Origin of the sequence: Serratia surfactantfaciens (assembly GCF_001642805.2) — a bacterium.
Classification (GTDB): Bacteria; Pseudomonadota; Gammaproteobacteria; order Enterobacterales; family Enterobacteriaceae; genus Serratia; species Serratia surfactantfaciens.
In genome coordinates this window covers 4,880,287-4,903,736 of the sequence record NZ_CP016948.1, presented here as the reverse complement: position 1 = coordinate 4,903,736, position 23,450 = coordinate 4,880,287, and the positions used below count along the sequence as shown (strand labels likewise).

The window sequence follows — 23,450 nt, the reverse complement described above, 5'->3', positions numbered from 1 at the left end:
CGATAACTTTGGTTAAAAACCAATGTCCATCAGGCTGATAGGTGTTCGTCAGCTATTGCTGGTCCGATTCCGATAGGTCGTCTTGCTCTTGGCCCAAAAGCGCCAATTCCAACAATGCATAGCGGTGCTCAACGAAGTTGTGAACGTTGTTAGACACCGTCAGTTTGAACAGCGCCGAAGCGGAGTCCTTGTCCCCCAGACTCAGGTAGTGTTTACCCAAATAGAAGTCAGTTTCACTGAGATGCTCAGCGAGCGAAGTGTTATCCGTTGCATCTGCCTTGAGGCGTTCCATCAGCGTTTTTTCGCTGATCTTGCCCAGGTAGAATTCGACAATATTCCATCCCCATTGCCCTCTGTCCGCTTTGTCATAGCGCTGCTGAAGCGCTACCTCGGCCTTCTTGGGATCGATTTCTCGCTCCACCAGATACAGCCATAACGAACGGAAGGGATCGTTTGGGTCGTCTTGATAAAACGCCTGCAGATCATCCTGCGCCAACGGGAAGCGGCCGCCATAATACAGTGCGATGCCCCGGTTTAAACGCGCGTAATTGTAAGTTGGATCAAGCTCTAGTACAGAATCAAACGCTTCATAGGCAGCATCAAAATTGCCTGCCTGCGTTAAGTAAATGCCCAGGTAGTTGAAAACTTCCGGCATGTCGGGACGTATCGCCAGCGCCTGCGAGAAATCATTGCGCGCTAATGCACGTAACCCGAGGCTATCATACAGCACACCGCGCTCATATAAAAGCTGTGCGCGTTCGTCATCCGTCAGTGCCCGGCTGGCAAGAATTTGTTCCATGCGCGCCAGGATCACTTCCTGCTGCAACGTTGGCTGCAACGGGATTGCCAAAACTTCGTCTTTACGCCAATCATGGTTGCTGCATCCTGCCAGCATGAGTGCTGTCGCAACGTAACACCAGCGCAAGAAAGGCTTCATTTCCCACTCCCGAAGACAAACATTGGATGAACGTCCTGTCCTCCGTTTGCTAAAACGCGGGCATCCTACCCGCGCGATACGAACAGCTCCCAACCCCATGGCGGGGAGCTGTAAAACTATCTATACAGTTATTCTGCTTCAGGCGCAGGTGAACCTGCTTCCGGCGCCATCGCTTCTTTGATGCTCAGACGCACGCGGCCCTGACGGTCAACTTCCAGTACCTTAACCGGCACTTCCTGACCCATCTGCAGATAGTCGGTCACTTTCTCGACGCGCTTGTCGGCGATCTGAGAAATGTGCACCAGACCTTCTTTACCACCGCCGATAGCGACGAACGCGCCGAAATCAACGATACGGGTCACTTTACCCTGGTAAATACGGCCCACTTCGATCTCTGCCGTGATCTCTTCGATACGACGGATAGCGAATTTCGCCTTCTCACCGTCGGTCGCTGCGATTTTAACTGTACCATCATCTTCAATTTCGATGGTAGTGCCAGTCTCTTCGGTCAGCGCGCGGATAACGGAACCGCCCTTACCGATCACGTCTTTAATCTTATCCGGGTTGATGCGGATAGTATGAATACGCGGTGCGAATTCGGAGATATCGCCGCGTGGGGTGCTGATAGCCTGTTCCATTACGCCCAGGATGTGCAGACGCGCGCCCTTGGCCTGGTTCAGAGCCACCTGCATGATTTCGCGGGTGATGCCTTCGATTTTGATGTCCATCTGCAGCGCGGTGATACCGTCGCGGCTACCGGCCACTTTGAAGTCCATGTCGCCCAGGTGATCTTCGTCACCCAGAATGTCGGACAGAACCACAAAGTTATCGGCTTCTTTCACCAGGCCCATCGCGATACCCGCAACGGCGGCCTTGATTGGCACACCGGCGTCCATCAGCGCCAGAGACGCGCCGCACACGGAAGCCATGGAAGAAGAACCGTTGGATTCGGTGATTTCAGACACCACGCGAACCGTGTACGGGAAATCTTCCGGTTTAGGCATCATAGCCAATACGCCGCGTTTCGCCAGGCGACCGTGACCGATTTCACGACGCTTAGGAGAACCGACCATGCCGGTTTCGCCTACGGAGTACGGAGGGAAGTTGTAGTGGAACAGGAAGCTGTCGGTCTTCTCGCCCATCAGCTCGTCCAGGTTCTGGGCGTCGCGCGCGGTGCCCAGGGTCGCGGTAACCAGCGCCTGAGTTTCGCCACGGGTGAACAGCGCGGAACCGTGGGTGCGCGGCAGTACGCCGGTGCGCACGTCCAGGCCACGGATCATGTCTTTTTCACGGCCGTCGATACGCGGCTCGCCACGCAGTACGCGGCTGCGCACCACGTTCTTCTCGACGTTGCCCAGGATGTCCTGGATTTCGCCGGCGTCCAGCGTTTCGTCCTGCGCCAGCAGGGTTTCAACTACGCTGTCTTTGATCGCGTCAACCTGAGCGTAACGCTCTTGTTTTTCGGTGATGTGGTAAGCGTCGCCCAGGCGAGCTTCGGCCAGTTCAGCCACGCGCGCGTGCAGCGCTTCGTTGACCGCAGGCGCCTGCCAATCCCACTTCGGTTTGCCGGCTTCGGCAACCAGAGCGTTGATGTTCTCGATAACCACTTGCTGCTGGTCGTGGCCGAATACCACGGCACCCAGCATCTGATCTTCGCTCAGCACGTCCGCTTCGGATTCAACCATCAGCACCGCACCGGCAGTACCAGCAACCACCAGGTCCAGACGGCTTTCTTTCAGCTCGTCGGTCGTCGGGTTCAGCACGTACTGATCGTTGATGTAACCTACGCGCGCTGCGCCGATTGGGCCGTTGAACGGAATACCGGACAGGCTCAGGGCGGCAGAGGCACCGATCATCGCAACGATGTCCGGGTTCACCTGCGGGTTAACGGAAACCACGGTCGCGATCACCTGAACTTCGTTCAGGAAGTTGTCCGGGAACAGTGGACGGATCGGACGGTCAATCAGACGGGAAGTCAGGGTCTCGCCTTCGCTCGGACGGCCTTCGCGACGGAAGAAGCTGCCCGGGATACGACCAGCGGCGTAGGTACGCTCTTGGTAGTTAACGGTCAGCGGGAAGAAGCTCTGGCCCGGCTTGGCTTTTTTCTGGCCAACAACGGTAACGAAGACGGCGGTGTCATCCATGCTCACCATAACGGCGGCGGTGGCCTGACGAGCCATCATACCGGTTTCGATGGTGACGGTATGCTGGCCATACTGGAATTTGCGAATGATCGGTGTCAGCAAAATTATATCCTTGATTAGCGGCGCGCAATCGCATTGACGACTCGACACGCCTGTGACTCGATTTGCCTTCTCACTACATCCTCGCGACTAATGACAATCCTTATCTCAGGCGGGAGATAAAGCCTCTCATTAGCCGCGCGAACCTCTGTAACGGAAGAGCCTGTTTGGAAACATCAGTAATACATTAACCTGATTTGCTTATGCTTCCTAGAAGAAAGGGGCCAAAATAGGCCCCTTTCCACTGAAACTTGCTAGATTAGCGACGCAGACCCAGACGCTCGATCAGGCTGGTGTAACGTGCTACATCTTTACGCTTCAGGTAGTCCAGCAGCTTACGACGCTGAGAAACCATACGCAGCAGACCACGACGGCTGTGGTGATCTTTTTTGTGCTCGGAGAAGTGGCCTTGCAGATGGTTGATCTGCGCAGTCAGCAGGGCAACCTGAACTTCGGTAGAACCGCTGTCGTTAGTACCACGACCGAAATCAGCTACGATTTGAGCTTTAGCTTCAACACTTAGAGACATTGTAATACTCCAGATTATAGATAATAAAAACAGGCGCCGATCTCTAATTCAGCAACCCAATGCATAAGCTGCGCCATTCTACTCTTAGCGCAGTGCGATCGCAAGGCGACGCAGTGCCCCGCCGTCAGTCGAAATGTTCGACCACCAGGCGGCGCGGCGCCACGCGACCATCCTCGGCGATGTCGCCAACGCCGATGAATTTCCGCTCTTCACCCTCGGTGATACGCACCATACCGGAGGCCGGCGCACCGGCCACCTGCACCGGCTGCCCCTGCTTGACGTAGCCCGCCACCACCGGCAGCAAATTCACTTCCGGATAGTTCTCAACCGGGCTGTCCATCGGCATCAGCAGCGGATCGAGCAGCTCGCCGGGGGCGATCGCTTGTTCCTGCGCCTGCGCCAGCAAGGCGTTCAGCTGTTCCAGCGTCACCATGCGCGCGATCGGGTAAGTCGCCACCTGCAGGCGACGCAGATAGATCACGTGCGCGCCGCAGCCCAGCAGCTCGCCGAGATCGTCGGTGATGGTGCGGATGTAAGTGCCTTTCGAGCAGTGGATCTCCAGCTCCAGCTCATCCCCTTCCCAGCGGATAAACTGCAGCTCGTACACCGTGATGCTGCGCGCTTCGCGCGGCACTTCAATCCCCTGGCGCGCATACTCGTAGAGTTTCTTGCCCTGGTATTTCAGCGCCGAATACATCGACGGCACCTGCTGGATGTCGCCGCGGAAGGTGTCCAGCGCCGCGTCGAGCTGCGCCTGGGTGAAGTTCACCGGGCGCTCCTGCACGATCTGACCGTCGGCGTCCGAGGTATCGGTACGCTGCCCCAGCTTGGCGATCACCCGATAGCGCTTGTCGGAATCGAGCAGATATTGCGAAAACTTGGTCGCTTCACCCAGGCAGATAGGCAACATGCCGGTCGCCAGCGGATCGAGCGCGCCGGTGTGACCCGCCCGGTTGGCGTTGTACAGGCGCTTTACTTTTTGCAGCGCATCGTTGGACGACAAACCCTGCGGCTTGTCCAGCAACAGCACGCCGTGGATATCACGGCCGCGGCGACGAGGGCGACTCATCAGTCCTCCTTGTCATCGCCTGAGGCGGAACGGCGCTCGGCGTCGTTCTTCACCACGTTGGTCACCAGGTTGGACATGCGCATGCCTTCCACCAGGGAGTTATCGTAGGCGAAGGTCAGCTCCGGCACCACGCGCAGGCGCATCGCTTTGCCCAGCAGGGTGCGGATGTAACCGGAAGCGTCTTGCAACGCTTTGATGCCGTTGTTGACCAGATCCGGATCGTGGTTCTCGGTCAGCACGTTCAGGAAGGTGACGTAAACCTTGGCGTACGCCAGATCACGGGACACTTCCACGCCGGAAACGGTCGCCATGCCGACGCGCGGATCTTTCACTTCACGCTGCAGAATGATCGCAATCTCTTTCTGCATCTCTTGCGCCACGCGTTGACCGCGGCTGAATTCTTTTGCCATTTTGGATTCTCCAGACAAATCGGGGGGCACAAAGGCCCCCCGTAAACAGATATAAGCAGATGTGCAATCGTTAAGCGATGGTGCGTTGGATCTCAATGATCTCGAACACTTCGATCATGTCGCCGACGCGCACGTCGTTATAGTTCTTAACGCCGATACCACATTCCATGCCGTTACGGACTTCGTTAACGTCATCTTTGAAGCGGCGCAGGGATTCCAGCTCGCCTTCATAGATAACCACGTTGTCGCGCAGTACGCGGATTGGGTTGTGACGCTTGATGGTCCCTTCGGTAACCATACAGCCGGCGATAGCGCCGAACTTAGGCGATTTGAACACGTCGCGCACTTCGGCCAGGCCGATGATCTGCTGCTTGTATTCCGGCGCCAGCATACCGCTCATCGCCTGCTTCACTTCGTCGATCAAGTTATAGATCACGGAGTAGTAACGCAGATCCAGGCTTTCCGCTTCGATCACGCGGCGCGCAGAAGCGTCGGCACGCACGTTGAAGCCCAGGATGATGGCGTTGGAGGCCGCAGCCAGCGTCGCGTCGGTTTCGGTGATACCACCTACGCCGGAGCCGACAATCTTCACCTTCACTTCGTCGGTGGAGAGCTTCAGCAGCGAGTCGCTGATCGCTTCGCAAGAACCCTGAACGTCGGATTTCAGTACGATGTTCAGCTCGGACACTTCGCCGTCGGTCATGTTGGCGAACATGTTTTCCAGCTTGGACTTCTGCTGACGCGCCAGTTTGACTTCGCGGAACTTGCCCTGACGATACAGCGCCACTTCACGCGCTTTCTTCTCGTCACGCACTACGGTCGCTTCGTCACCCGCTGCAGGCACGCTGGACAGACCCAGGATTTCCACAGGGATAGACGGACCGGCGGAGGTCACTTCACGGCCCAATTCGTCGCGCATCGCACGCACACGGCCGTATTCGAAGCCACACAGGACGATGTCGCCCTTGTTCAGCGTACCTTCCTGAACCAGCACGGTAGCCACTGGGCCACGGCCTTTATCCAGGAAGGACTCGATCACTACGCCGCTCGCCATGCCGCTGCGTACCGCTTTCAGTTCCAGAACTTCGGCCTGCAGCAGGATAGCCTGCAGCAGTTCGTCGATACCGGTACCGGCTTTCGCGGACACGTGGACGAACTGCGCTTCGCCGCCCCACTCTTCCGGCATAACGCCGTACTGAGACAGTTCCTGCTTAACGCGGTCCGGATCGGCTTCCGGTTTGTCGATTTTGTTAACCGCAACCACCAATGGCACCTGCGCCGCTTTCGCGTGCTGGATAGCTTCGATGGTCTGTGGCATCACGCCGTCATCAGCCGCCACCACCAGAACCACGATGTCAGTTGCCTGAGCACCGCGAGCACGCATCGAGGTAAACGCGGCGTGACCCGGGGTATCCAGGAAGGTGATCATGCCGTTCTCGGTTTCTACGTGGTAGGCACCGATGTGCTGGGTAATGCCGCCGGCTTCGCCCGCCGCCACTTTTGTGGAGCGGATGTAGTCCAGCAGAGAGGTTTTACCGTGGTCAACGTGGCCCATGATGGTCACGACCGGCGCACGCGGTTCAGCCGCAGCGCCCGTATCACGGTCGCTCATCAGCGCTTCTTCCAGCTCGTTTTCACGACGCAGGATAACTTTGTGGCCCATCTCTTCGGCAACCAGCTGTGCGGTTTCCTGGTCGATAACCTGGTTGATGGTGGCCATGGCGCCCAGCTTCATCATCACTTTGATGACCTGAGAACCTTTTACCGCCATCTTGTTGGCCAGCTCGGCTACGGTGATGGTTTCACCGATCACCACGTCGCGGTTAACCACCTGCGCCGGCTTGTTGAAGCCCTGCTGCAGAGCGCTAGGCTTGCGTTTGCCGCCTTTACCGCCACGGGTAACGGCGCGCGCTTCTTCGCGATCCGCTTTGGATTCGGACAGCTTGTTGCCTTTCTTCTGCTTGGTGGCTTTGCCGCCGCGGGTGCGGCTGCGACGATCGCCTTCAACTTTGGCGTCGTTTTCGTCTTCAGCGGCACGGGCATGCTGAGAGGTGGTCACGTGATAGTCGGCGCTTTCAACCGCAGCGCTTGCCGCGTCGGCCTGGGCCCACTTCTCGCCGTTCTCTTCGGCCATGCGACGGGCTTCTTCCGCCACGCGCTTGGCTTCCTCTTCAACCTTGCGGCGCACTTCCTCTTCCGCTTTGCGTTTCAGTTCAGCGGCTTCGGCTTCACGGCGTGCTTTTTCCGCCTGAGCTGGCTTGGTCATTTCGTCGGTATGTTGATTGGTCACTTTTTCTTTTTCCGCTGAATTACGCTTAGCAATCTCCGCGGCCTCACGTTTGGCTTGCTCTTCGGCTGCGCGCTTCGCTTCCGCTTCGCGTTTTGCGAGCTCTTCCGCTTCGCGCCGTGCCTGCTCTTCCGCTTCACGCTGTGCCTGCTCTGCCGCTTCAGCCAACTGGGCTTCCTGCGTATCGCGATTTACATAAGTGCGTTTCTTGCGGACCTCAATTTGCACCGATTTACTTTTACCGCCGGTGCTCGGGATATTCAAGGTGCTGCGCGTTTTGCGCTGCAAAGTGAGTTTACCCGGCGCGCTGCCGTGTTCACGGTTCAGGTGCGCCAGCAATGTTTCTTTTTCTTGCTGGGTAACAGAGTCCGACTCGGACTTGTTGATCCCTGCATCAGCAAACTGCTGTACCAGGCGATCAACCGGAGTCTGAATCTCTGCTGCCAGCGATTTTACGGTTACATCTGTCGTCATGCTGTTCCTTCCTGCTACAGTTATTACGCGTTGTCGCCAAACCAACAGATATTGCGTGCAGCCATGATCAGCTCGCCGGCTTGCTCATCGCTAAGCCCTTCAATATCAGCCAGATCGTCAACACCCTGCTCGGCAAGATCTTCCAGCGTACAAACCCCACGCGCGGCCAGTTTAAAGGCCATGCTGCGCTCAAGACCCGGCAGGTTGAGCAAATCGTCGGCCGGTTTGTTGTCGCCCAGGCTTTCTTCTTGTGCCAGGGCCAGCGTGGTCAATGCAGCTTTGGCGCGTTCGCGCAATGCTTCAACCGTATCTTCATCCAGACCGTCGATTTCCAACAGCTCTTTGATCGGCACGTAGGCCAGCTCTTCCAGCGTGGAGAAGCCTTCTTCAACCAGTACGGTGGCGAAATCTTCGTCGATATCAAGATACTTGGTGAAGGTATCAATAGCGGCATGAGCCTCGGCCTGGTGCTTGGCCTGCAGGTCGTCCGCCGTCATCACGTTCAGTTCCCAACGATCGTCGCCGCGGTGTTGTTTCAGCAGCTGGGAAGCCAAACGCACGTTTTGGCCGTTACGGCCGATCGCCTGCGCCAGGTTGCTGGCTTCAACGGCGATATCCATGGTGCAGTTATCTTCGTCTACCACGATCGACGCGACGTCGGCCGGCGCCATGGCGTTGATGACGAATTGCGCAGGGTTGTCATCCCACAGGATGATGTCGATACGTTCGCCGCCGAGCTCGCTCGACACGGCCTGAACGCGCGCACCGCGCATGCCTACGCAAGCGCCGACCGGGTCGATGCGCTTGTCGTTGGTTTTCACTGCAATTTTCGCGCGGGAGCCAGGATCGCGGGCTGCCGCTTTAATTTCAATCACTTCTTCGCCGATTTCCGGCACTTCGATGCGGAACAGTTCTTTCAGCATTTCCGAGCTGGAACGGCTGACGAACAGCTGCGCGCCGCGAGCTTCAGGACGCACGGCGTACAATACGCCGCGAATGCGGTCGCCCGGACGGAAGTTTTCGCGCGGCAGCATGTCTTCACGGCCAATCACCGCTTCGGCGTTGTTGCCCAGATCCAGCGCGATGCTGTCGCGGTTCACTTTCTTCACCACGCCGGTGACGATCTCGCCTTCGTGTTCACGGAAAGCGTCGACCACCATCGCACGCTCGGCTTCGCGCACTTTCTGCACGATAACCTGTTTGGCGGTTTGGGTGGTGATACGGTCGAAGGTCACGGATTCGATCTGATCTTCGACGTAGCCGCCGAGCTCGATGCTCGGATCTTCAAACTGAGCGGCTTCCAGCGTGATTTCACGCGTTGGCTGAGTCACTTCGTCTACGGCGACCCAACGGCGGAAGGTATCGAAATCGCCGGTTCTGCGGTCAATGCTGACGCGCACGTCGATTTCCTGCTCGTATTTTTTCTTGGTTGCGGTGGCTAATGCAGTTTCCAGCGCTTCGAAAATCTTCTCGCGCGGAAGGGATTTTTCATTGGAAACTGCTTCAACAACAGCCAGAATCTCTTTGTTCATCCTAGTTGCCTCTTCCAAACTTTAAAAGTGGGGTACCAGGTTCGCTTTCTGGATGTTGCTCAGCGCGAACACTTCATCTTTCCCTTCCACAGTAACCGTGATCATCTCGCCTTCGACAGACTTGATAATACCCTGCCACTTGCGACGGTTCTGTACCGCCATGCGCAGGACCAGGCTGACTTCTTCACCGAGGTAACGCGTATAGTGTTCTGCGGTGAACATCGGGCGATCAAGGCCAGGAGAGGAGACTTCCAAGTTGTAAGCGACCGTGATTGGATCTTCGACGTCCAATACAGCGCTGACCTGGTGGCTGACATCAGCGCAATCATCAACATTGATGCCGTTGTCACTATCAATATAGATGCGGAGCGTCGATTGGCGCGCACGAATGAATTCGATGCCTACAAGCTCAAAGCCCAACGCTTCTACGGGTGCCGAAAGCATCTCTGTTAACTGTTGCTCTAATGTGGACAAGCCCACCCCCAAGACATAAAAAAAGGGCTAAATAGCCCAGTGATTCTGTTGCCAAATAACAAAAAACCCCGAAAAATCGGGGCTTTATGCAACTGGACCCTGTTTGCCGCTAGGCGGCCTCGGTACAACTTTCGAGCAAGTGTCATTTTCAAATGTTGATCGAGAAAAGCGGGTTTCAATCGAAAAGTGTATTTGAAAATAAACACTTAAAGGAAAGTGGTTGCGGGGGCCGGATTTGAACCGACGACCTTCGGGTTATGAGCCCGACGAGCTACCAGGCTGCTCCACCCCGCGTCCGAAAACGTGGCAAATACTACGCCGATAATCGCAAAATTGCAAGTTATCTCTGGGATTTGGTACCGAGGATGGGACTCGAACCCACAAGCCCGTTAGGGCACTACCACCTCAAGGTAGCGTGTCTACCAATTCCACCACCTCGGTACTGATTCTTACTGCTAACGGCCGTTGTTCTTTCGAGTTCACAACCACCGTTTTCAAACTCTGTTGCGGCTTACTGCGGGATATCGCTGCTCGGTTTGGCTGGTGCCGCCGGCGCGGTTGTCTGCTCAGTTTTCACTGGCTGACCCAGGTTTTCCCACTCGCTGCCTTTCTTGCTTTGGTTGCTGCTGAGGTTGCCCAGAATCAGGCTGATGACGAAGAACAGCGTCGCCAGCACAGCAGTCATGCGGGTCATAAAGTTACCGGAACCACTCGAACCGAACAGCGTGCCTGATGCACCTGCTCCGAAAGAGGCTCCCATATCAGCGCCTTTACCTTGCTGCAGCATAATCAGAGCAACCAGCCCGATTGAGATCAGCAGGAAAATTACCAGAAGAGCTTCGTACATAGTAGTACCCGTATCCTTGCGGCCTAACCGCATGCCAAATGCTTCACACTCATCAAGCAGGCGCTTTTAAAAACTGCCTACTGAAGCGGGTGTGAATACTAACCAAAGCCGCCAACCCGCGCAAGGGCAATTTGCAGCCGCCGGCGCGTTTGCGGAAAAAAACGCCAACAATCGCCTGTTCGGGCTCAGCGTTGCCGAGCCCGGCGGCTAACTGTCTGTTTTAACCTGCGGATTTCACCGCGTCGGCGATGCGATGCGCCAGCGCGGTCACCTGCTGCTCGTCCTCGCCTTCCACCATCACGCGGATCAGCGGTTCGGTGCCCGATTTGCGCAGCAGCACCCGGCCGCGACCGGCCAGCTCGGCTTCCACCTGCTCGGTGACTTTACGCACCGCTTCGGATTCCAGCGGATTATGCTCGCCGGCGAAGCGCACATTGACCAGGATCTGCGGCAACAGCTTCATGCCGCTGCACAGATCGTGCAGGCTCATGTGGTTGCGCACTATGGCGGTCAGCACCTGCAGCCCGGCCACGATGCCGTCGCCGGTGGTGGTTTTGTCCAGCAGGATCACATGGCCGGAGTTTTCCGCGCCGATGCGCCAGCCCAACTCCTGCAGCTTCTCCAGCACATAGCGGTCGCCCACCTTGGCGCGGGCGAACGGAATGCCCAGCTGCTTCAGCGCCAGCTCCAGCCCCATGTTGCTCATCAGGGTGCCGACCGCGCCGCCGCGCAGCTGGCCTTGACGCAGGCCTTCACGCGCGATGATGTACAGGATCTGATCGCCGTCCACCTTGTTGCCCAAATGGTCCACCATCATCACGCGATCGCCGTCGCCGTCGAACGCCAGGCCCACGTGCGCTTTTTCTTTGAGTACGCGCTCCTGCAGCTGACGCACGTCGGTGGCGCCGCATTTTTCGTTGATATTCATGCCGTCCGGCTCAACGCCGATGGCGATCACCGTGGCGCCCAATTCGCGCAGCACGCTCGGCGCAATGTGGTAAGTGGCGCCGTTGGCGCAATCGACCACGATCTTCAGCCCTTTCAGGCTCAGCTCGCTCGGGAAGGTGCCTTTACAGAATTCGATATAGCGGCCGGCGGCGTCGATGATGCGGCTGGCTTTACCCAGTTCGGCGGACTCCACGCAGGTAAGCGGTTTTTCCATCTCGGCTTCAATCGCCTCTTCGACGTTGTCCGGCAGTTTGGCGCCGTCTATCGAGAAGAATTTGATGCCGTTGTCGTAGAACGGGTTATGCGAGGCGGAGATGACGATGCCCGCTTCGGCGCGGAAGGTGCGCGTCAGATAGGCTACCGCCGGCGTCGGCATCGGCCCGGTGAAAGAGGCAGAAAGCCCCGCGGCTGCCAGGCCGGCTTCCAGCGCGGATTCCAGCATGTAACCGGAGATGCGCGTGTCCTTGCCGATGATGATCTTGCGCGAACCGTGGCGCGCCAGCACCTTACCGGCCGCCCAACCCAGCTTCAGCACGAAGTCCGGGGTGATGGGGCTGTCCCCGACTTTGCCGCGGATGCCGTCGGTGCCGAAATATTTGCGCTCGCTCATGTCTTACTGTCCCTTTGCTGAAAGTGTTGCCTCGACGACACGCATCGCCTCGACGGTTTCTTTAACGTCATGCACTCTGACAATCTGCGCACCCTGCATTGCCGCGATCACTGCACAGGCCACGCTGCCGATAACCCGTTGATCCGGCGGCACGTTCAGCAGTTGTCCAATCATCGATTTGCGCGACATGCCGACCAGCAGCGGCAAACCGAACCGATGAAACTCCGACAACCGAGCCAGAAGCTGATAGTTGTGCGCCAAATTTTTACCGAAACCGAAGCCGGGGTCGAGCAGCAATTTCTGATTTGTTATCCCCGCCTCATTGCAGCGCCGGATATGGTGTTCAAAAAACGTCTGAACATCGGCGATCAGATCGTCGTAGTGCGGCGCCTGCTGCATGGTGCGCGGCTGCCCCTGCATGTGCATCAGGCAGACCGGCAGGCCGCTTTCCGCCGCCGCCGTCAGAGCGCCCGGCTCCTGCAGAGAACGGATGTCGTTGATCAGATGTGCGCCGGCCTGCGCCGATTCGCGGATCACGCCCGCCTTCGAAGTATCGACCGAGATAAAGACCTCGAAGCGCTGCGCCAGCGCTTCCACCACCGGCACGACCCGTTCCAATTCTTCCTCTTCGCTCACCTCCGCCGCCCCCGGCCTTGTCGATTCGCCGCCGACGTCGATCATCGTGGCGCCGGCTGAAATCAGCGCGTGCGCGTGCAGCAGAGCCTGGTTCAGGGTGTTGTGACGGCCGCCGTCTGAAAACGAATCCGGCGTCACGTTGAGGATACCCATCACCTGCGGATGGGAGAGATTGAGCGTCATGTCGCGCACGGTTAACTGCATGGTTGATCCACCTTACTGTTGCCTGGTTCACTGCCCGCCGGGCAAAAAAAAACCCCGGCTTACCGGGGTTTGATGTTATTACACAGCCGTTGTTACTTGTCGAGCTGTTCGGACATGGTGTTGCCCGGCGTTGGGGTGCGCGGCTCATCTACCGGCGTCGGGGCTTTCGGGGTGCCACCGTTGTCGGAGCTGTTGCCTTTGTTCGCATCGTCCCAGCCTGCCGGCGGACGCACGTCTTTGCGGTTCATCAGATCGTCGATCTGCGGCGCATCGATGGTTTCATACTTCATCAGCGCATCCTTCATCGAATGCAGGATGTCCATGTTTTCCATCAGCAGCGAGCGAGCACGCGTGTAGTTGCGTTCGATCAGCGACTTCACTTCCTGGTCGATGATACGCGCGGTCTCATCCGACATGTGCTTCGCCTTGGCCACGGAACGGCCCAGGAACACTTCACCCTCTTCTTCCGCATACAGCAGCGGCCCCAGCTTCTCGGAGAAGCCCCATTGGGTCACCATGTTGCGGGCGATGGAGGTCGCCACTTTGATGTCGTTCGACGCGCCGGTAGACACTTTTTCCGGCCCGTAGATGATCTCTTCCGCCAGACGGCCGCCGTACAGGGTGGAGATTTGGCTCTCCAGCTTCTGACGGCTGGCGCTGATCGCATCCCCTTCCGGCAGGAAGAAGGTCACGCCAAGCGCACGGCCACGAGGAATGATGGTGACCTTGTGCACCGGATCGTGTTCAGGAACCAGGCGACCAATGATGGCGTGGCCCGCTTCGTGATACGCGGTCGACTCTTTCTGCGCTTCGGTCATCACCATGGAGCGACGTTCCGCACCCATCATGATCTTGTCTTTGGCTTTCTCGAACTCCACCATCGACACCACGCGCTTGTTGCCGCGGGCGGCGAACAGCGCCGCTTCGTTGACCAGGTTAGCCAGGTCAGCACCGGAGAAGCCCGGCGTACCGCGCGCAATGACGGAGGCGTCGATGTCGGCGGCCAACGGCACGCGGCGCATGTGCACCTTCAGAATCTGCTCACGGCCACGCACATCCGGCAGCCCGACCACGACCTGACGGTCGAAACGGCCTGGACGCAGCAGCGCAGGGTCAAGCACGTCCGGACGGTTGGTAGCCGCGATGACGATGATGCCCTCGTTGCCTTCAAAACCGTCCATCTCAACCAGCATCTGGTTCAGGGTTTGCTCGCGCTCATCGTGACCGCCACCCAGGCCGGCGCCACGCTGGCGACCGACGGCGTCGATTTCATCGATGAAGATGATGCACGGCGCGGCTTTTTTCGCTTGTTCGAACATGTCACGCACACGGGATGCACCCACGCCGACGAACATTTCGACGAAGTCAGAACCGGAAATGGTGAAGAACGGCACCTTCGCTTCGCCGGCGATCGCTTTCGCCAACAGCGTTTTACCGGTCCCCGGCGGGCCAACCATCAGCACGCCTTTCGGGATCTTGCCGCCCAGCTTCTGGAAACGGCTCGGTTCGCGCAGGTATTCCACCAGTTCGCTCACCTCTTCTTTCGCTTCGTCACAACCGGCAACGTCGGCGAAAGTGGTCTTGATTTGGTCTTCCGTCAGCATGCGGGCCTTGCTCTTGCCGAAGGACATCGCGCCCTTGCCGCCGCCGCCCTGCATTTGCCGCATAAAGAAGATCCAGACCCCGATCAGCAACAGCATCGGGAACCACGAGATAAAGATAGAAGCCAGCAGGCTCGGCTCTTCAGGCGGCTCGCCGACAACTTTTACGTTCTTCGTTAACAACGTATCCAGCAACTTCGGATCGTTGACAGGGATGTAGGTCGTGTATTTGTTACTGTCTTTCTTGGTAACGTTAATTTCACGCCCGTTGATTCGCGCTTCGCGAACCTGGTCCTGGGTCAGTTCGGACATGAAGGTAGAGTAATCCACCCTACGGCCATTCGACTCGCTGGGCCCAAAGCTCTGGAATACAGACATCAACACTACTGCGATGACTAACCAGAGAATTAGGTTTTTCGCCATGTCACTCAAGGGATTAACCTCATCTTACAACTGTGTTAACAAACAGCGTTAGGGTACTACAGTTTGCGCCCTGTCGCTACAATGTACACTTCGCGCGAACGGGCGCGGGAAGCGTCTGGCTTACGAATCTTAACCTTCGTAAACAGGGAGCGAATTTCCCGTAGGTACTCGTCAAAGCCATCTCCCTGGAACACCTTCACCAGGAAACTTCCGCCTGGTGCGAGGACATCACGACACATATCCAGCGCCAACTCCACCAGATACATCGACCTTGGAATATCGACGGCCGGGGTGCCACTCATATTCGGGGCCATATCGGACATGACCACCTGAACCTTACTCTCGCCTACTCGTTCCAACAGTGCCTTCAGCACCAGTTCATCACGAAAATCGCCCTGAAGGAAATCGACGCCAACGATAGGATCCATTGGCAAAATATCACAGGCGATGATGCGACCGGTACCGCCGATTTGGGTGACCACATACTGCGACCAACCGCCCGGCGCGGCGCCCAGGTCAACCACAGTCATGCCCGGCTTGAACAGTTTGTCGCTCTGCTGTATTTCATCAAGTTTAAACCAGGCGCGGGATCGCAGTCCCTTTTTCTGCGCCTGCTGCACATATTTATCGCTAAAGTGTTCTTGTAACCAGCGACTGGAGCTAGCCGAACGCTTTTTATTAGCCATCTCGTTTTCCAACTATCATAAAAAGAGTCTTATGTCAGGGTCGCTGCTCACGTAGACTCACACCGGTGAAGACCGATTTGGTGATATACATGAGATGGCGGTAGAATGTACCGTTTTCAATCCCAACTTAAGCAAAAAAGACAATGAATCTGAATAATAAACAAAAACAGCACCTGAAAGGCCTGGCGCATCCGTTAAAACCGGTGGTGATGCTGGGCAATAACGGTCTTACCGAAGGGGTGCTGGCTGAAATTGAACAGGCTCTGGAGCATCATGAGCTGATCAAGGTAAAAATCGCCGCTGAAGATCGCGAAACCAAGACCCTGATCGCCGACGCTATCGTGCGCGAAACGGGCGCCTGCAATGTGCAGGTTATCGGCAGTACGCTTATTCTTTACCGCCCTTCGAAAGAGCGCAAGATCAGTCTACCGCGTTAATAACCATCAGGTTAAAGAAAAGGTGCCATGCGCCTGACGAAGATAAAAGGCCGCTTGCGGCCTTTTTCCTATCTTTACAAAACGTTGGCGCATTAATGACCAACGGCCTCCATCAGAGATACTCAACCTTCAGGATCTCATACTCGACGTCGCCGCCTGGGGTTTTGATCACCACCACATCGTCTTGCTCTTTGCCGATCAGACCGCGCGCCATCGGCGAGTTTACCGAAATCAGATTTTTCTTGAAATCGGCCTCATCGTCGCCAACGATGCGGTAAGTCACTTCTTCTTCACTGTCCAGATTCATCACCGATACGGTGGCGCCGAAGATCACCCGGCCGGTGTTCGGCATTTTGGTGATGTCGATCACCTGAGCATTGGACAGCTTGGCTTCGATTTCCTGAATGCGGCCTTCGCAGAAACCCTGCTGTTCGCGGGCGGCGTGGTACTCGGCGTTCTCTTTCAGATCGCCGTGTTCGCGCGCTTCAGCGATATCCGCAATGATTTTCGGGCGGCGCACGCTTTTCAGATATTCGAGCTCTTCGCGCAGTTTTTCAGCGCCAAACAAGGTCATCGGAATTTGGTTCATCGTATAAATACCTCTAAATCTTTCCTGTTCAAATAACCGTCATCCTGACGTATTCGTATGAAAACACGGTTGGCATAGCGCCACCCGCCTCCAGGCGACAAACAAAAGAAACCTGACTCGGAACGGGGCCCAAGCCAAGATTGGTTTTGCATTTTGATACGCATTTTAGCCTAGAGTTCCTTGAGGGTCATCGTTTACTTTTTCCCTGATTGCACCGTAGTATGACGGCACGTTATCCAGCTGTTATCCCGAGATTATGCGTTTTTCACGAATTGTCAGTGCATTGGCTTGCGCATTTGTTCTGAATGCGAATGCGGCCCCGGTTGAAGAGTACACACAATATCTGCCTGATGGGGCCAACCTTGCCCTGGTCGTTCAGAAGATCGGCGCCGGCTCGCCGACGATCGATTACCACTCTCAGCAAATGGCGCTGCCGGCCAGTACCCAAAAAGTGCTGACGGCGCTGGCGGCATTGCTGCAGCTCGGGCCCGATTACCGTTTCACCACCACGCTGGAGAGCCAGGGCGATATCCGCGACGGCGTGCTGCGCGGCAACCTGCTCGCCCGCTTCAGCGGCGATCCGACCTTCAAACGTCAGAGCCTGCGCAATATGGTGGCCGTCCTGAAGAAACAGGGCGTGCGCCAAATCAGCGGCGACGTGCTGGTCGATACTTCGGTCTTCGCCAGCCATGACAAAGCGCCCGGCTGGCCGTGGAACGATCTGACGCAGTGCTTCAGCGCGCCGCCGGCCGCCGCCATCGTCGATCGCAACTGTTTCTCGGTCTCGCTGTACAGCGCGCCGAACCCGGGCGACATGGCGTTTATCCGCGTCGCCTCCTATTATCCGGTCAATATGTTCAGCCAGGTGCGCACTCTGGCGCGCGGTTCCGCAGACGCGCAGTACTGCGAGCTGGACGTGGTGCCGGGCGAACTGAACCGCTTTACCCTGACCGGCTGCCTGACGCAGCGCAGCGAACCGCTGCCGTTGGCCTTCGCCATCCAGGACGGCGCCAGCTATGCGGGCGCGATCCTGAAAGACGAACTGACGCAGGCCGGCATCCAGATCGACGGGCATTTGAAACGCCAGACGCGTCCCGGTATCACCGGCACGGTGATCGCGCAAACCCAGTCGGCGCCGCTGCACGATCTGTTGAAGATCATGTTGAAGAAATCGGACAACATGATCGCCGATACCGTCTTCCGCACCATCGGCCACGAACGCTTCGGCGTGCCGGGCACCTGGCGAGCGGGGTCCGACGCGGTTCGGCAGGTGCTGCGCCAGAAGGCCGGTATCGATCTGGGCAACACCATCATCGCCGATGGCTCCGGCCTGTCGCGCCACAACCTGCTGGCGCCGGCGACCATGATGCAGGCGCTGCAGTACATCGCGCAGCACGACAACGAGCTGAACTTCATCTCGATGCTGCCGCTGTCCGGTTATGACGGCACGCTGCGCTACCGCGGCGGCCTGCACGAAGCCGGCGTCGACGGCAAAGTGTCGGCCAAGACCGGCGCACTGCAGGGCGTGTACAACCTGGCAGGCTTCATCACCACCGCCAGCGGCCAGCGCATGGCCTTCGTGCAGTATCTCTCCGGCTACGCCGTGCCGCCGGAAGATCAGAAGCAGCGCCGCGCACCGCTGGTGCGCTTCGAAAGCCGCCTGTATCGGGATATTTACCAAAACAACTGAGGATCGTCATGAAGCTGCTGGTCGTTGAGGATGATGAACTGCTGCAACAGGGGCTGGCGCTGGCGCTGACCGGCGAAGGCTATGTCTGCGACTGCGCCGCCACGGCGGCGGAGGCCAACAGCCTGCTCATCACCAGCCAATACAGCATGGTGATCCTGGATCTCGGCCTGCCGGACATGGACGGCGCCGCACTGCTGCGGCAGTGGCGCCGCCAGCAGATCGATCTGCCGGTGCTGATCCTGACCGCCCGCGACGCCCTGGAAGACCGGGTCGACGGGCTGGACGCCGGCGCCGACGACTACCTGGTCAAACCCTTCGCATTGGTTGAGCTGCAGGCACGCGTGCGCGCCCTCCTGCGCCGCTACCAGGGCCACAGCGACAATCTGATGCAGGTGGACGACCTGCAGCTGAACCTGTCCAGCCAGCAAGTCTACCTGCAACAGCAGCCGGTGGAGGTCACGCCGAAAGAGTTCGCCATCCTGGCGCGCCTGATCATGCGCGCCGGGCAGACGGTTAACCGTGAGCTCCTGCAGCAAGATCTCTACACCTGGCAAGACGATTTGGGTTCCAACACGCTGGAAGTGCACATCCACAACCTGCGCCGCAAACTGGGCAAGGATCGTATCCGCACCGTGCGCGGCATCGGCTACCGTTTGGAACCTTCGTCATGATCAGCATGCGCCGCCGCCTGCTGTTGATGCTGGCGCTGATCCTGCTGGTCACGCAACTCATCAGCGCCTTCTGGCTGTGGCACGAAAGCCAGGAACAGATCAGTTTCCTGGTGGACGAAACCCTGTCTGCCAAAGTGCGCAGCGAACGCGTCGATACCGAGATCGCCGAGGCCATCGCGTCGCTGTTGGCGCCTTCGCTGATCATGATGATCGTCACGCTGCTGGCGTCGTTCTGGGCCATCAGCTGGATCACCCGTCCGCTCAACCAATTGCAGCAGCGGCTGGAAAAGCGCTCTGCCGATAACCTGACGCCGCTGCCGATCAACAGCGACAGTCTGGAGATGGTGGCGGTCACCAATGCGCTCAATCAGCTGTTCTCACGGCTGGACAACACCATTCAACAGGAACGCCTGTTTACCGCCGACGCCGCCCATGAGCTGCGCACGCCGCTGGCCGGCATTCGCCTGCATCTGGAACTGATGGAAAAACAGGGGGTCAAGGGCAGCCAGGCGCTGATCGCCCGCATCGATCTGCTGATGCACACCGTCGAGCAACTGTTGATGCTGTCGCGCGCCGGGCAAGACTTCGCCAGCGGCCATTACCAGCATTTCGATTGGGTGGCCGATGTGATCCAGCCGCTGCGCGAAGAGCTCGGCGAAATGACCGCTCAACGCGGACAGACGTTGGACTGGCGATTGCCGGCCGCCGCAGCGGTGAACGGCGATCCGGTGCTGCTGCGGCTGCTGCTGCGCAACCTGGTCGAAAACGCCCACCGCTACGGCCCGGAAGGCGGCGCGATACTGGTACAGTTAACGCCACAGGACAACGGCTATCTGCTGCAGGTCATCGACGATGGCCCGGGGATCAAGGAAGAGATGGTCGGGGAGCTGACGCAGGCGTTTCGCCGCATGGATCAACGCTACGGCGGCAGCGGGCTGGGGTTGAATATCGTGATCCGCATCGTGCAGCTGCACCAGGGGCGTTTGACGCTGGAAAACCGCCGCGATGCACGCGGCCTGAACGCCCAGTGCTGGCTGCCGGAAAAAGCGCTCAAATAACAAGGGCCCAGCGTTGCTGAGCCCTTGATCACCGAATTACTTCTGGTAAATGATTTCGACGCCTTCGTCGTCGTCCTCGTCCCAGTCGTCATCCCAGTCATCTTCCGCTTCGGCTTCCACTTCCGCGATTTGCTCACGGTGGTAGTCATCCCACATGAATTCGACTTTTTCCGGTGCGCTTTCTTCGATCGCCATCGCTTTCGGCTGGGTGTTGATGAAGTTCATCACGTCCCAGCACAGCGCGTTGACGCCTTCGCGGTTGGCGGCGGAGATCATGTAGTACTTCCCTTCCCAGCCCATGCCTTCCACAATCGCCTTGGCGCGTTCGGCGGCTTCTTCCTCACCAATCACATCAATTTTGTTGAACACCAGCCAGCGTGGCTTCTGCGCCAGATTTTCGCTGTATTGGTTCAATTCGTTGATGATGACTTTGGCGTTTTCCACCGGATCGGATTCGTCGATCGGCGCGATGTCCACCAGGTGCAGCAGCACGCGGCAACGCTCCAGGTGTTTCAGGAAGCGAATGCCCAGGCCCGCGCCTTCGGATGCGCCCTCGATCAGCCCCGGGATGTCGGCGACCACAAAGCTCTGCTCGTGGTCCATGCGCACCACGCCCAGGCTCGGCACCAGGGTGGTGAACGGATAGTCGGCCACCTTCGGTTTGGCGGCGGACACCGCGCGGATGAAGGTCGATTTGCCGGCGTTCGGCAGACCCAGCATGCCCACGTCGGCCAGCAGCAACAGTTCCAGCAGCAGATCGCGCGCTTCGCCGGCGGTGCCCAGCGTCTTCTGACGCGGCGCACGGTTGACCGAAGATTTGAAACGGGTGTTGCCCAGACCGTGCCAGCCGCCCTTGGCGACCATCAGCTTCTGCTCGTGACGGGTCATGTCGCCGAGGATCTCGCCGGTGCCCTGATCCTTCACGCGCGTGCCGACCGGCACCTTGATGATGACGTCTTTACCGCGTTTACCGGTACAGTCGCGGCTCTGGCCGTTCTGGCCACGCTCGGCGCGGAAAGACTTCTCAAAACGGTAGTCGATCAGGGTGTTGAGGTTTTCGTCCGCCAGCAGGTAGACGTCGCCGCCGTCGCCGCCGTCGCCGCCGTCAGGCCCGCCGTTGGGGATATATTTTTCGCGGCGGAAGCTGACGCATCCGTTGCCGCCGTCGCCTGCAACGACCAAAATCGCTGCTTCATCTACAAACTTCATTTACCGTCTCCGTAAATCATTCACCGGGCTGCTTCAAAGGAGCAACCTGGGGGGGTTCTGCCCGTCGCGGCCACCACCGGTGACCAATTGCGGAAAACATAGCGCCCGCCACAACCACAAACGCGCCAACATAGCCGACGAGGTTCAGCGTCGGCGCGGCGAACGCCTGAGGCCAGGCCAGCGCCAATAAATCTGAAAACAGCAGGGTAAACAGCGGGGTCAGCGTCACCAACGCGCTCACCTGCGCCGCCTGCCATCGCGCCATCGCTTCCGCCAGCGCGCCATAGCCGATCAGCGTATTGGCGCCGCAAAACAGCAGGCACGCCAATTGCCAGCCGCTAAGCTGGAAAATCACCTCGGGCTTGGCCAGAGGAAACAACGCTATCGCACATAAAGTGTACAACATAACCAGGATCTGCGGCGACGCCAGCCGGCGCAACAACACCTTCTGCGCCACGCCGTAGCTCACCCAGACCATCGCCGCGCACACGCCCAGCATGACGCCCAGCGTATAGTCCGTCAGCCGGGTGAAGATCTCAACCAGGCTGACGTTGAAGAACAGCATCAAGCCGCCGATCAGCATCAGCGCGCCGATCGCCTGGGTAACCCGCATGCGCTCTTTTAAGATCAGCACGCTGGCGAACATCATGCCGACTGGCGACAGCTGGCCAATCACCTGCGACGCCGTCGGGCTCAGGTATTGCAGCGATGAACTGAACAACACGAAGTTGCCCAGCAGCCCTGCCGTGGCGATCGCCAACAGCAGCAGCCAGCGCGGCTGGCGGAACATCGTCAGCGGCGGCAGCTTGCCGCGCACCGCGAGGATGACGCCCAAACCGATCGCGGCCATGGTAAAGCGGTACCAGACGACGGTAAACGGCTCCATTACCGCCAGCACTTCTTTCATCGCGATCGGCAACGCGCCCCAGCAAACCGCCGTAGTTAACGCCAGGGAAATGCCAACGCCGACCTGCTGCTTCGTATCCATATCACCTTCGCCAACGCTGACGGGGCCGCACCTGAGCAGCCCATAAATGTAAAAAGCCCCGCAACGAATTGCGGGGCTTACATCTATTTCGTAAGGCTCGAAAAATTATTCAGCTTCGATGCTGATGAATTTACGATTGCTCGGGCCTTTAACTTCGAATTTGACTTTACCGTCTTTCAAAGCAAACAGAGTGTGGTCTTTGCCGCAACCCACGTTGGTACCAGCGTGGAATTTGGTGCCGCGCTGACGAACGATGATGCTGCCTGCCAGTACTGCTTCGCCGCCAAAGCGTTTTACGCCCAGACGTTTAGCTTCTGAATCGCGACCGTTACGAGTCGAGCCGCCAGCCTTTTTGTGTGCCATTAATCCGCTCTCCTAACTTAAGCGCTGATGCCGGTGATTTTAACGTCAGTGAACCACTGACGGTGGCCCTGCTGCTTACGGTGGTGTTTACGACGACGAAACTTAACAATCTTAATTTTCTCGCCACGACCGTGAGCAACGACTTCAGCTTTGATCTTGCCGCCATCGACGAAAGGAACGCCGATTTTGATATCTTCGCCATTAGCGATCATCAGAATCTGGTCAAACTCAACCGCTTCACCAGTTGCGATGTCCAGCTTTTCCAAGCGAACGGTCTGACCTTCGCTTACTCGGTGTTGTTTACCACCACTTTGGAAAACCGCGTACATATAAAACTCCGCTTTCCGCGTGCCCGACTGTGTTAGTTCAGAGCGCGCTATAAATATTCACAATAGGGCGCGAATTCTACGCAAAAAAGCGGCGCATGACAAGAGCAGAATAAGACCAGATGAACAAAAAAGAAGAAAAAAAACACAGTTTCTTTCGTGGCGTTTATCTGAACCGTTTTTCAAGTACAATCATAGGGACAGTTACC

At 57.8% G+C, this 23,450-nt stretch carries 22 protein-coding genes and 2 tRNA genes; 4 read left to right on the top strand and 20 right to left on the bottom strand.

Features of this window, described 5'->3' with window-relative positions:
- Window positions 1-52: 52 nt before the first annotated feature.
- The 15 genes from nlpI to rlmE all read right to left on the bottom strand — a co-directional run bounded on the left by nlpI (window position 53) and on the right by rlmE (window position 15,910).
- Window positions 53-937 carry a lipoprotein NlpI gene (nlpI, locus tag ATE40_RS22890; RefSeq protein WP_063918026.1) on the bottom strand — a complete coding sequence of 295 codons (885 nt, stop codon included), beginning with the start codon at window positions 935-937 and terminating at the stop codon, window positions 53-55.
- A gap of 128 nt (window positions 938-1,065) precedes the next feature.
- A complete protein-coding gene (gene pnp, locus ATE40_RS22885) occupies window positions 1,066-3,183 on the bottom strand; it encodes a polyribonucleotide nucleotidyltransferase (RefSeq protein WP_019453336.1) in 2,118 nt (705 codons plus the stop codon).
- 256 nt (window positions 3,184-3,439) lie between these two features.
- The gene (rpsO, locus tag ATE40_RS22880; protein ID WP_004933502.1) at window positions 3,440-3,709 is read right to left on the bottom strand and encodes a 30S ribosomal protein S15; all 270 of its coding nucleotides are present in this window, start codon (window positions 3,707-3,709) and stop codon (window positions 3,440-3,442) included.
- A 124-nt stretch (window positions 3,710-3,833) separates the two neighbouring features.
- On the bottom strand, window positions 3,834-4,778 hold the full coding sequence (gene truB / locus ATE40_RS22875) for a tRNA pseudouridine(55) synthase TruB (protein WP_004933505.1): 945 nt from the start codon (window positions 4,776-4,778) through the stop codon (window positions 3,834-3,836).
- A complete protein-coding gene (gene rbfA, locus ATE40_RS22870; RefSeq protein WP_019453338.1) occupies window positions 4,778-5,188 on the bottom strand; it encodes a 30S ribosome-binding factor RbfA in 411 nt (136 codons plus the stop codon). The genes truB and rbfA overlap by 1 nt, the downstream gene beginning before the upstream one ends.
- A 70-nt stretch (window positions 5,189-5,258) precedes the next feature.
- The gene (infB, locus tag ATE40_RS22865) at window positions 5,259-7,949 is read right to left on the bottom strand and encodes a translation initiation factor IF-2 (protein WP_019453339.1); all 2,691 of its coding nucleotides are present in this window, start codon (window positions 7,947-7,949) and stop codon (window positions 5,259-5,261) included.
- 23 nt (window positions 7,950-7,972) lie between these two features.
- Complete coding sequence (gene nusA, locus ATE40_RS22860) at window positions 7,973-9,481, bottom strand: transcription termination factor NusA (RefSeq protein ID WP_019453340.1); 1,509 nt, start codon at window positions 9,479-9,481, stop codon at window positions 7,973-7,975.
- Window positions 9,482-9,502: 21 nt separating this feature from the next.
- Window positions 9,503-9,955 carry a ribosome maturation factor RimP gene (gene rimP / locus ATE40_RS22855; protein ID WP_004933515.1) on the bottom strand — a complete coding sequence of 151 codons (453 nt, stop codon included), beginning with the start codon at window positions 9,953-9,955 and terminating at the stop codon, window positions 9,503-9,505.
- Between the two features lie 217 nt (window positions 9,956-10,172).
- Window positions 10,173-10,249: transfer RNA gene (locus tag ATE40_RS22850), tRNA-Met, on the bottom strand.
- A gap of 60 nt (window positions 10,250-10,309) precedes the next feature.
- Window positions 10,310-10,396: transfer RNA gene (locus ATE40_RS22845), tRNA-Leu, on the bottom strand.
- A gap of 70 nt (window positions 10,397-10,466) precedes the next feature.
- Window positions 10,467-10,802, bottom strand: coding sequence for a preprotein translocase subunit SecG (gene secG, locus ATE40_RS22840; RefSeq protein WP_004933519.1), 336 nt, complete (start codon window positions 10,800-10,802; stop codon window positions 10,467-10,469).
- A 220-nt stretch (window positions 10,803-11,022) separates the two neighbouring features.
- Window positions 11,023-12,360: a phosphoglucosamine mutase gene (glmM, locus tag ATE40_RS22835; RefSeq protein WP_019453344.1), complete on the bottom strand. Its 1,338-nt coding sequence runs from the start codon at window positions 12,358-12,360 to the stop codon at window positions 11,023-11,025.
- 3 nt (window positions 12,361-12,363) lie between these two features.
- Window positions 12,364-13,200: a dihydropteroate synthase gene (gene folP, locus ATE40_RS22830; RefSeq protein WP_019453345.1), complete on the bottom strand. Its 837-nt coding sequence runs from the start codon at window positions 13,198-13,200 to the stop codon at window positions 12,364-12,366.
- Window positions 13,201-13,292: 92 nt separating this feature from the next.
- Complete coding sequence (gene ftsH / locus ATE40_RS22825) at window positions 13,293-15,224, bottom strand: ATP-dependent zinc metalloprotease FtsH (RefSeq protein ID WP_004933529.1); 1,932 nt, start codon at window positions 15,222-15,224, stop codon at window positions 13,293-13,295.
- Window positions 15,225-15,280: 56 nt separating this feature from the next.
- Entirely contained in the window at window positions 15,281-15,910 is a 630-nt protein-coding gene (gene rlmE, locus ATE40_RS22820; RefSeq protein WP_004933533.1) for a 23S rRNA (uridine(2552)-2'-O)-methyltransferase RlmE, read from the bottom strand.
- A gap of 143 nt (window positions 15,911-16,053) precedes the next feature.
- On the opposite strand from rlmE, the gene yhbY reads away from it, so the two are divergent.
- Window positions 16,054-16,347 carry a ribosome assembly RNA-binding protein YhbY gene (yhbY, locus tag ATE40_RS22815; RefSeq protein WP_004933536.1) on the top strand — a complete coding sequence of 98 codons (294 nt, stop codon included), beginning with the start codon at window positions 16,054-16,056 and terminating at the stop codon, window positions 16,345-16,347.
- 112 nt (window positions 16,348-16,459) lie between these two features.
- Here the strand turns inward: yhbY and greA are convergent, their stop codons facing one another.
- A complete protein-coding gene (gene greA, locus ATE40_RS22810; protein ID WP_004933539.1) occupies window positions 16,460-16,936 on the bottom strand; it encodes a transcription elongation factor GreA in 477 nt (158 codons plus the stop codon).
- Window positions 16,937-17,192: 256 nt separating this feature from the next.
- Here greA and dacB point away from each other — a divergent pair, with 256 nt between their 5' ends.
- The 3 genes from dacB to pmrB are packed head-to-tail and all read left to right on the top strand — an operon-like array spanning window position 17,193 to window position 20,355.
- A complete protein-coding gene (gene dacB / locus ATE40_RS22805) occupies window positions 17,193-18,626 on the top strand; it encodes a serine-type D-Ala-D-Ala carboxypeptidase (RefSeq protein WP_063918025.1) in 1,434 nt (477 codons plus the stop codon).
- Between the two features lie 8 nt (window positions 18,627-18,634).
- Complete coding sequence (pmrA, locus tag ATE40_RS22800; RefSeq protein ID WP_019453348.1) at window positions 18,635-19,297, top strand: two-component system response regulator PmrA; 663 nt, start codon at window positions 18,635-18,637, stop codon at window positions 19,295-19,297.
- Window positions 19,294-20,355, top strand: a complete 1,062-nt coding sequence (gene pmrB / locus ATE40_RS22795) for a two-component system sensor histidine kinase PmrB (protein WP_019453349.1) — start codon at window positions 19,294-19,296, stop codon at window positions 20,353-20,355. Before pmrA ends, pmrB begins: the two co-directional genes overlap by 4 nt.
- A gap of 36 nt (window positions 20,356-20,391) precedes the next feature.
- On the opposite strand, the gene cgtA is transcribed toward pmrB, so the two are convergent.
- The 4 genes from cgtA to rplU all read right to left on the bottom strand — a co-directional run bounded on the left by cgtA (window position 20,392) and on the right by rplU (window position 23,244).
- Entirely contained in the window at window positions 20,392-21,564 is a 1,173-nt protein-coding gene (gene cgtA, locus ATE40_RS22790; protein ID WP_004933553.1) for an Obg family GTPase CgtA, read from the bottom strand.
- Between the two features lie 16 nt (window positions 21,565-21,580).
- Window positions 21,581-22,552: a DMT family transporter gene (locus tag ATE40_RS22785; RefSeq protein WP_063918024.1), complete on the bottom strand. Its 972-nt coding sequence runs from the start codon at window positions 22,550-22,552 to the stop codon at window positions 21,581-21,583.
- A 105-nt stretch (window positions 22,553-22,657) separates the two neighbouring features.
- Window positions 22,658-22,915, bottom strand: a complete 258-nt coding sequence (rpmA, locus tag ATE40_RS22780; protein ID WP_004933559.1) for a 50S ribosomal protein L27 — start codon at window positions 22,913-22,915, stop codon at window positions 22,658-22,660.
- Between the two features lie 17 nt (window positions 22,916-22,932).
- Window positions 22,933-23,244 (bottom strand): 50S ribosomal protein L21, encoded by a 312-nt coding sequence (rplU, locus tag ATE40_RS22775; protein ID WP_004933561.1) that lies wholly within the window; start codon window positions 23,242-23,244, stop codon window positions 22,933-22,935.
- Window positions 23,245-23,450: the final 206 nt, after the last annotated feature.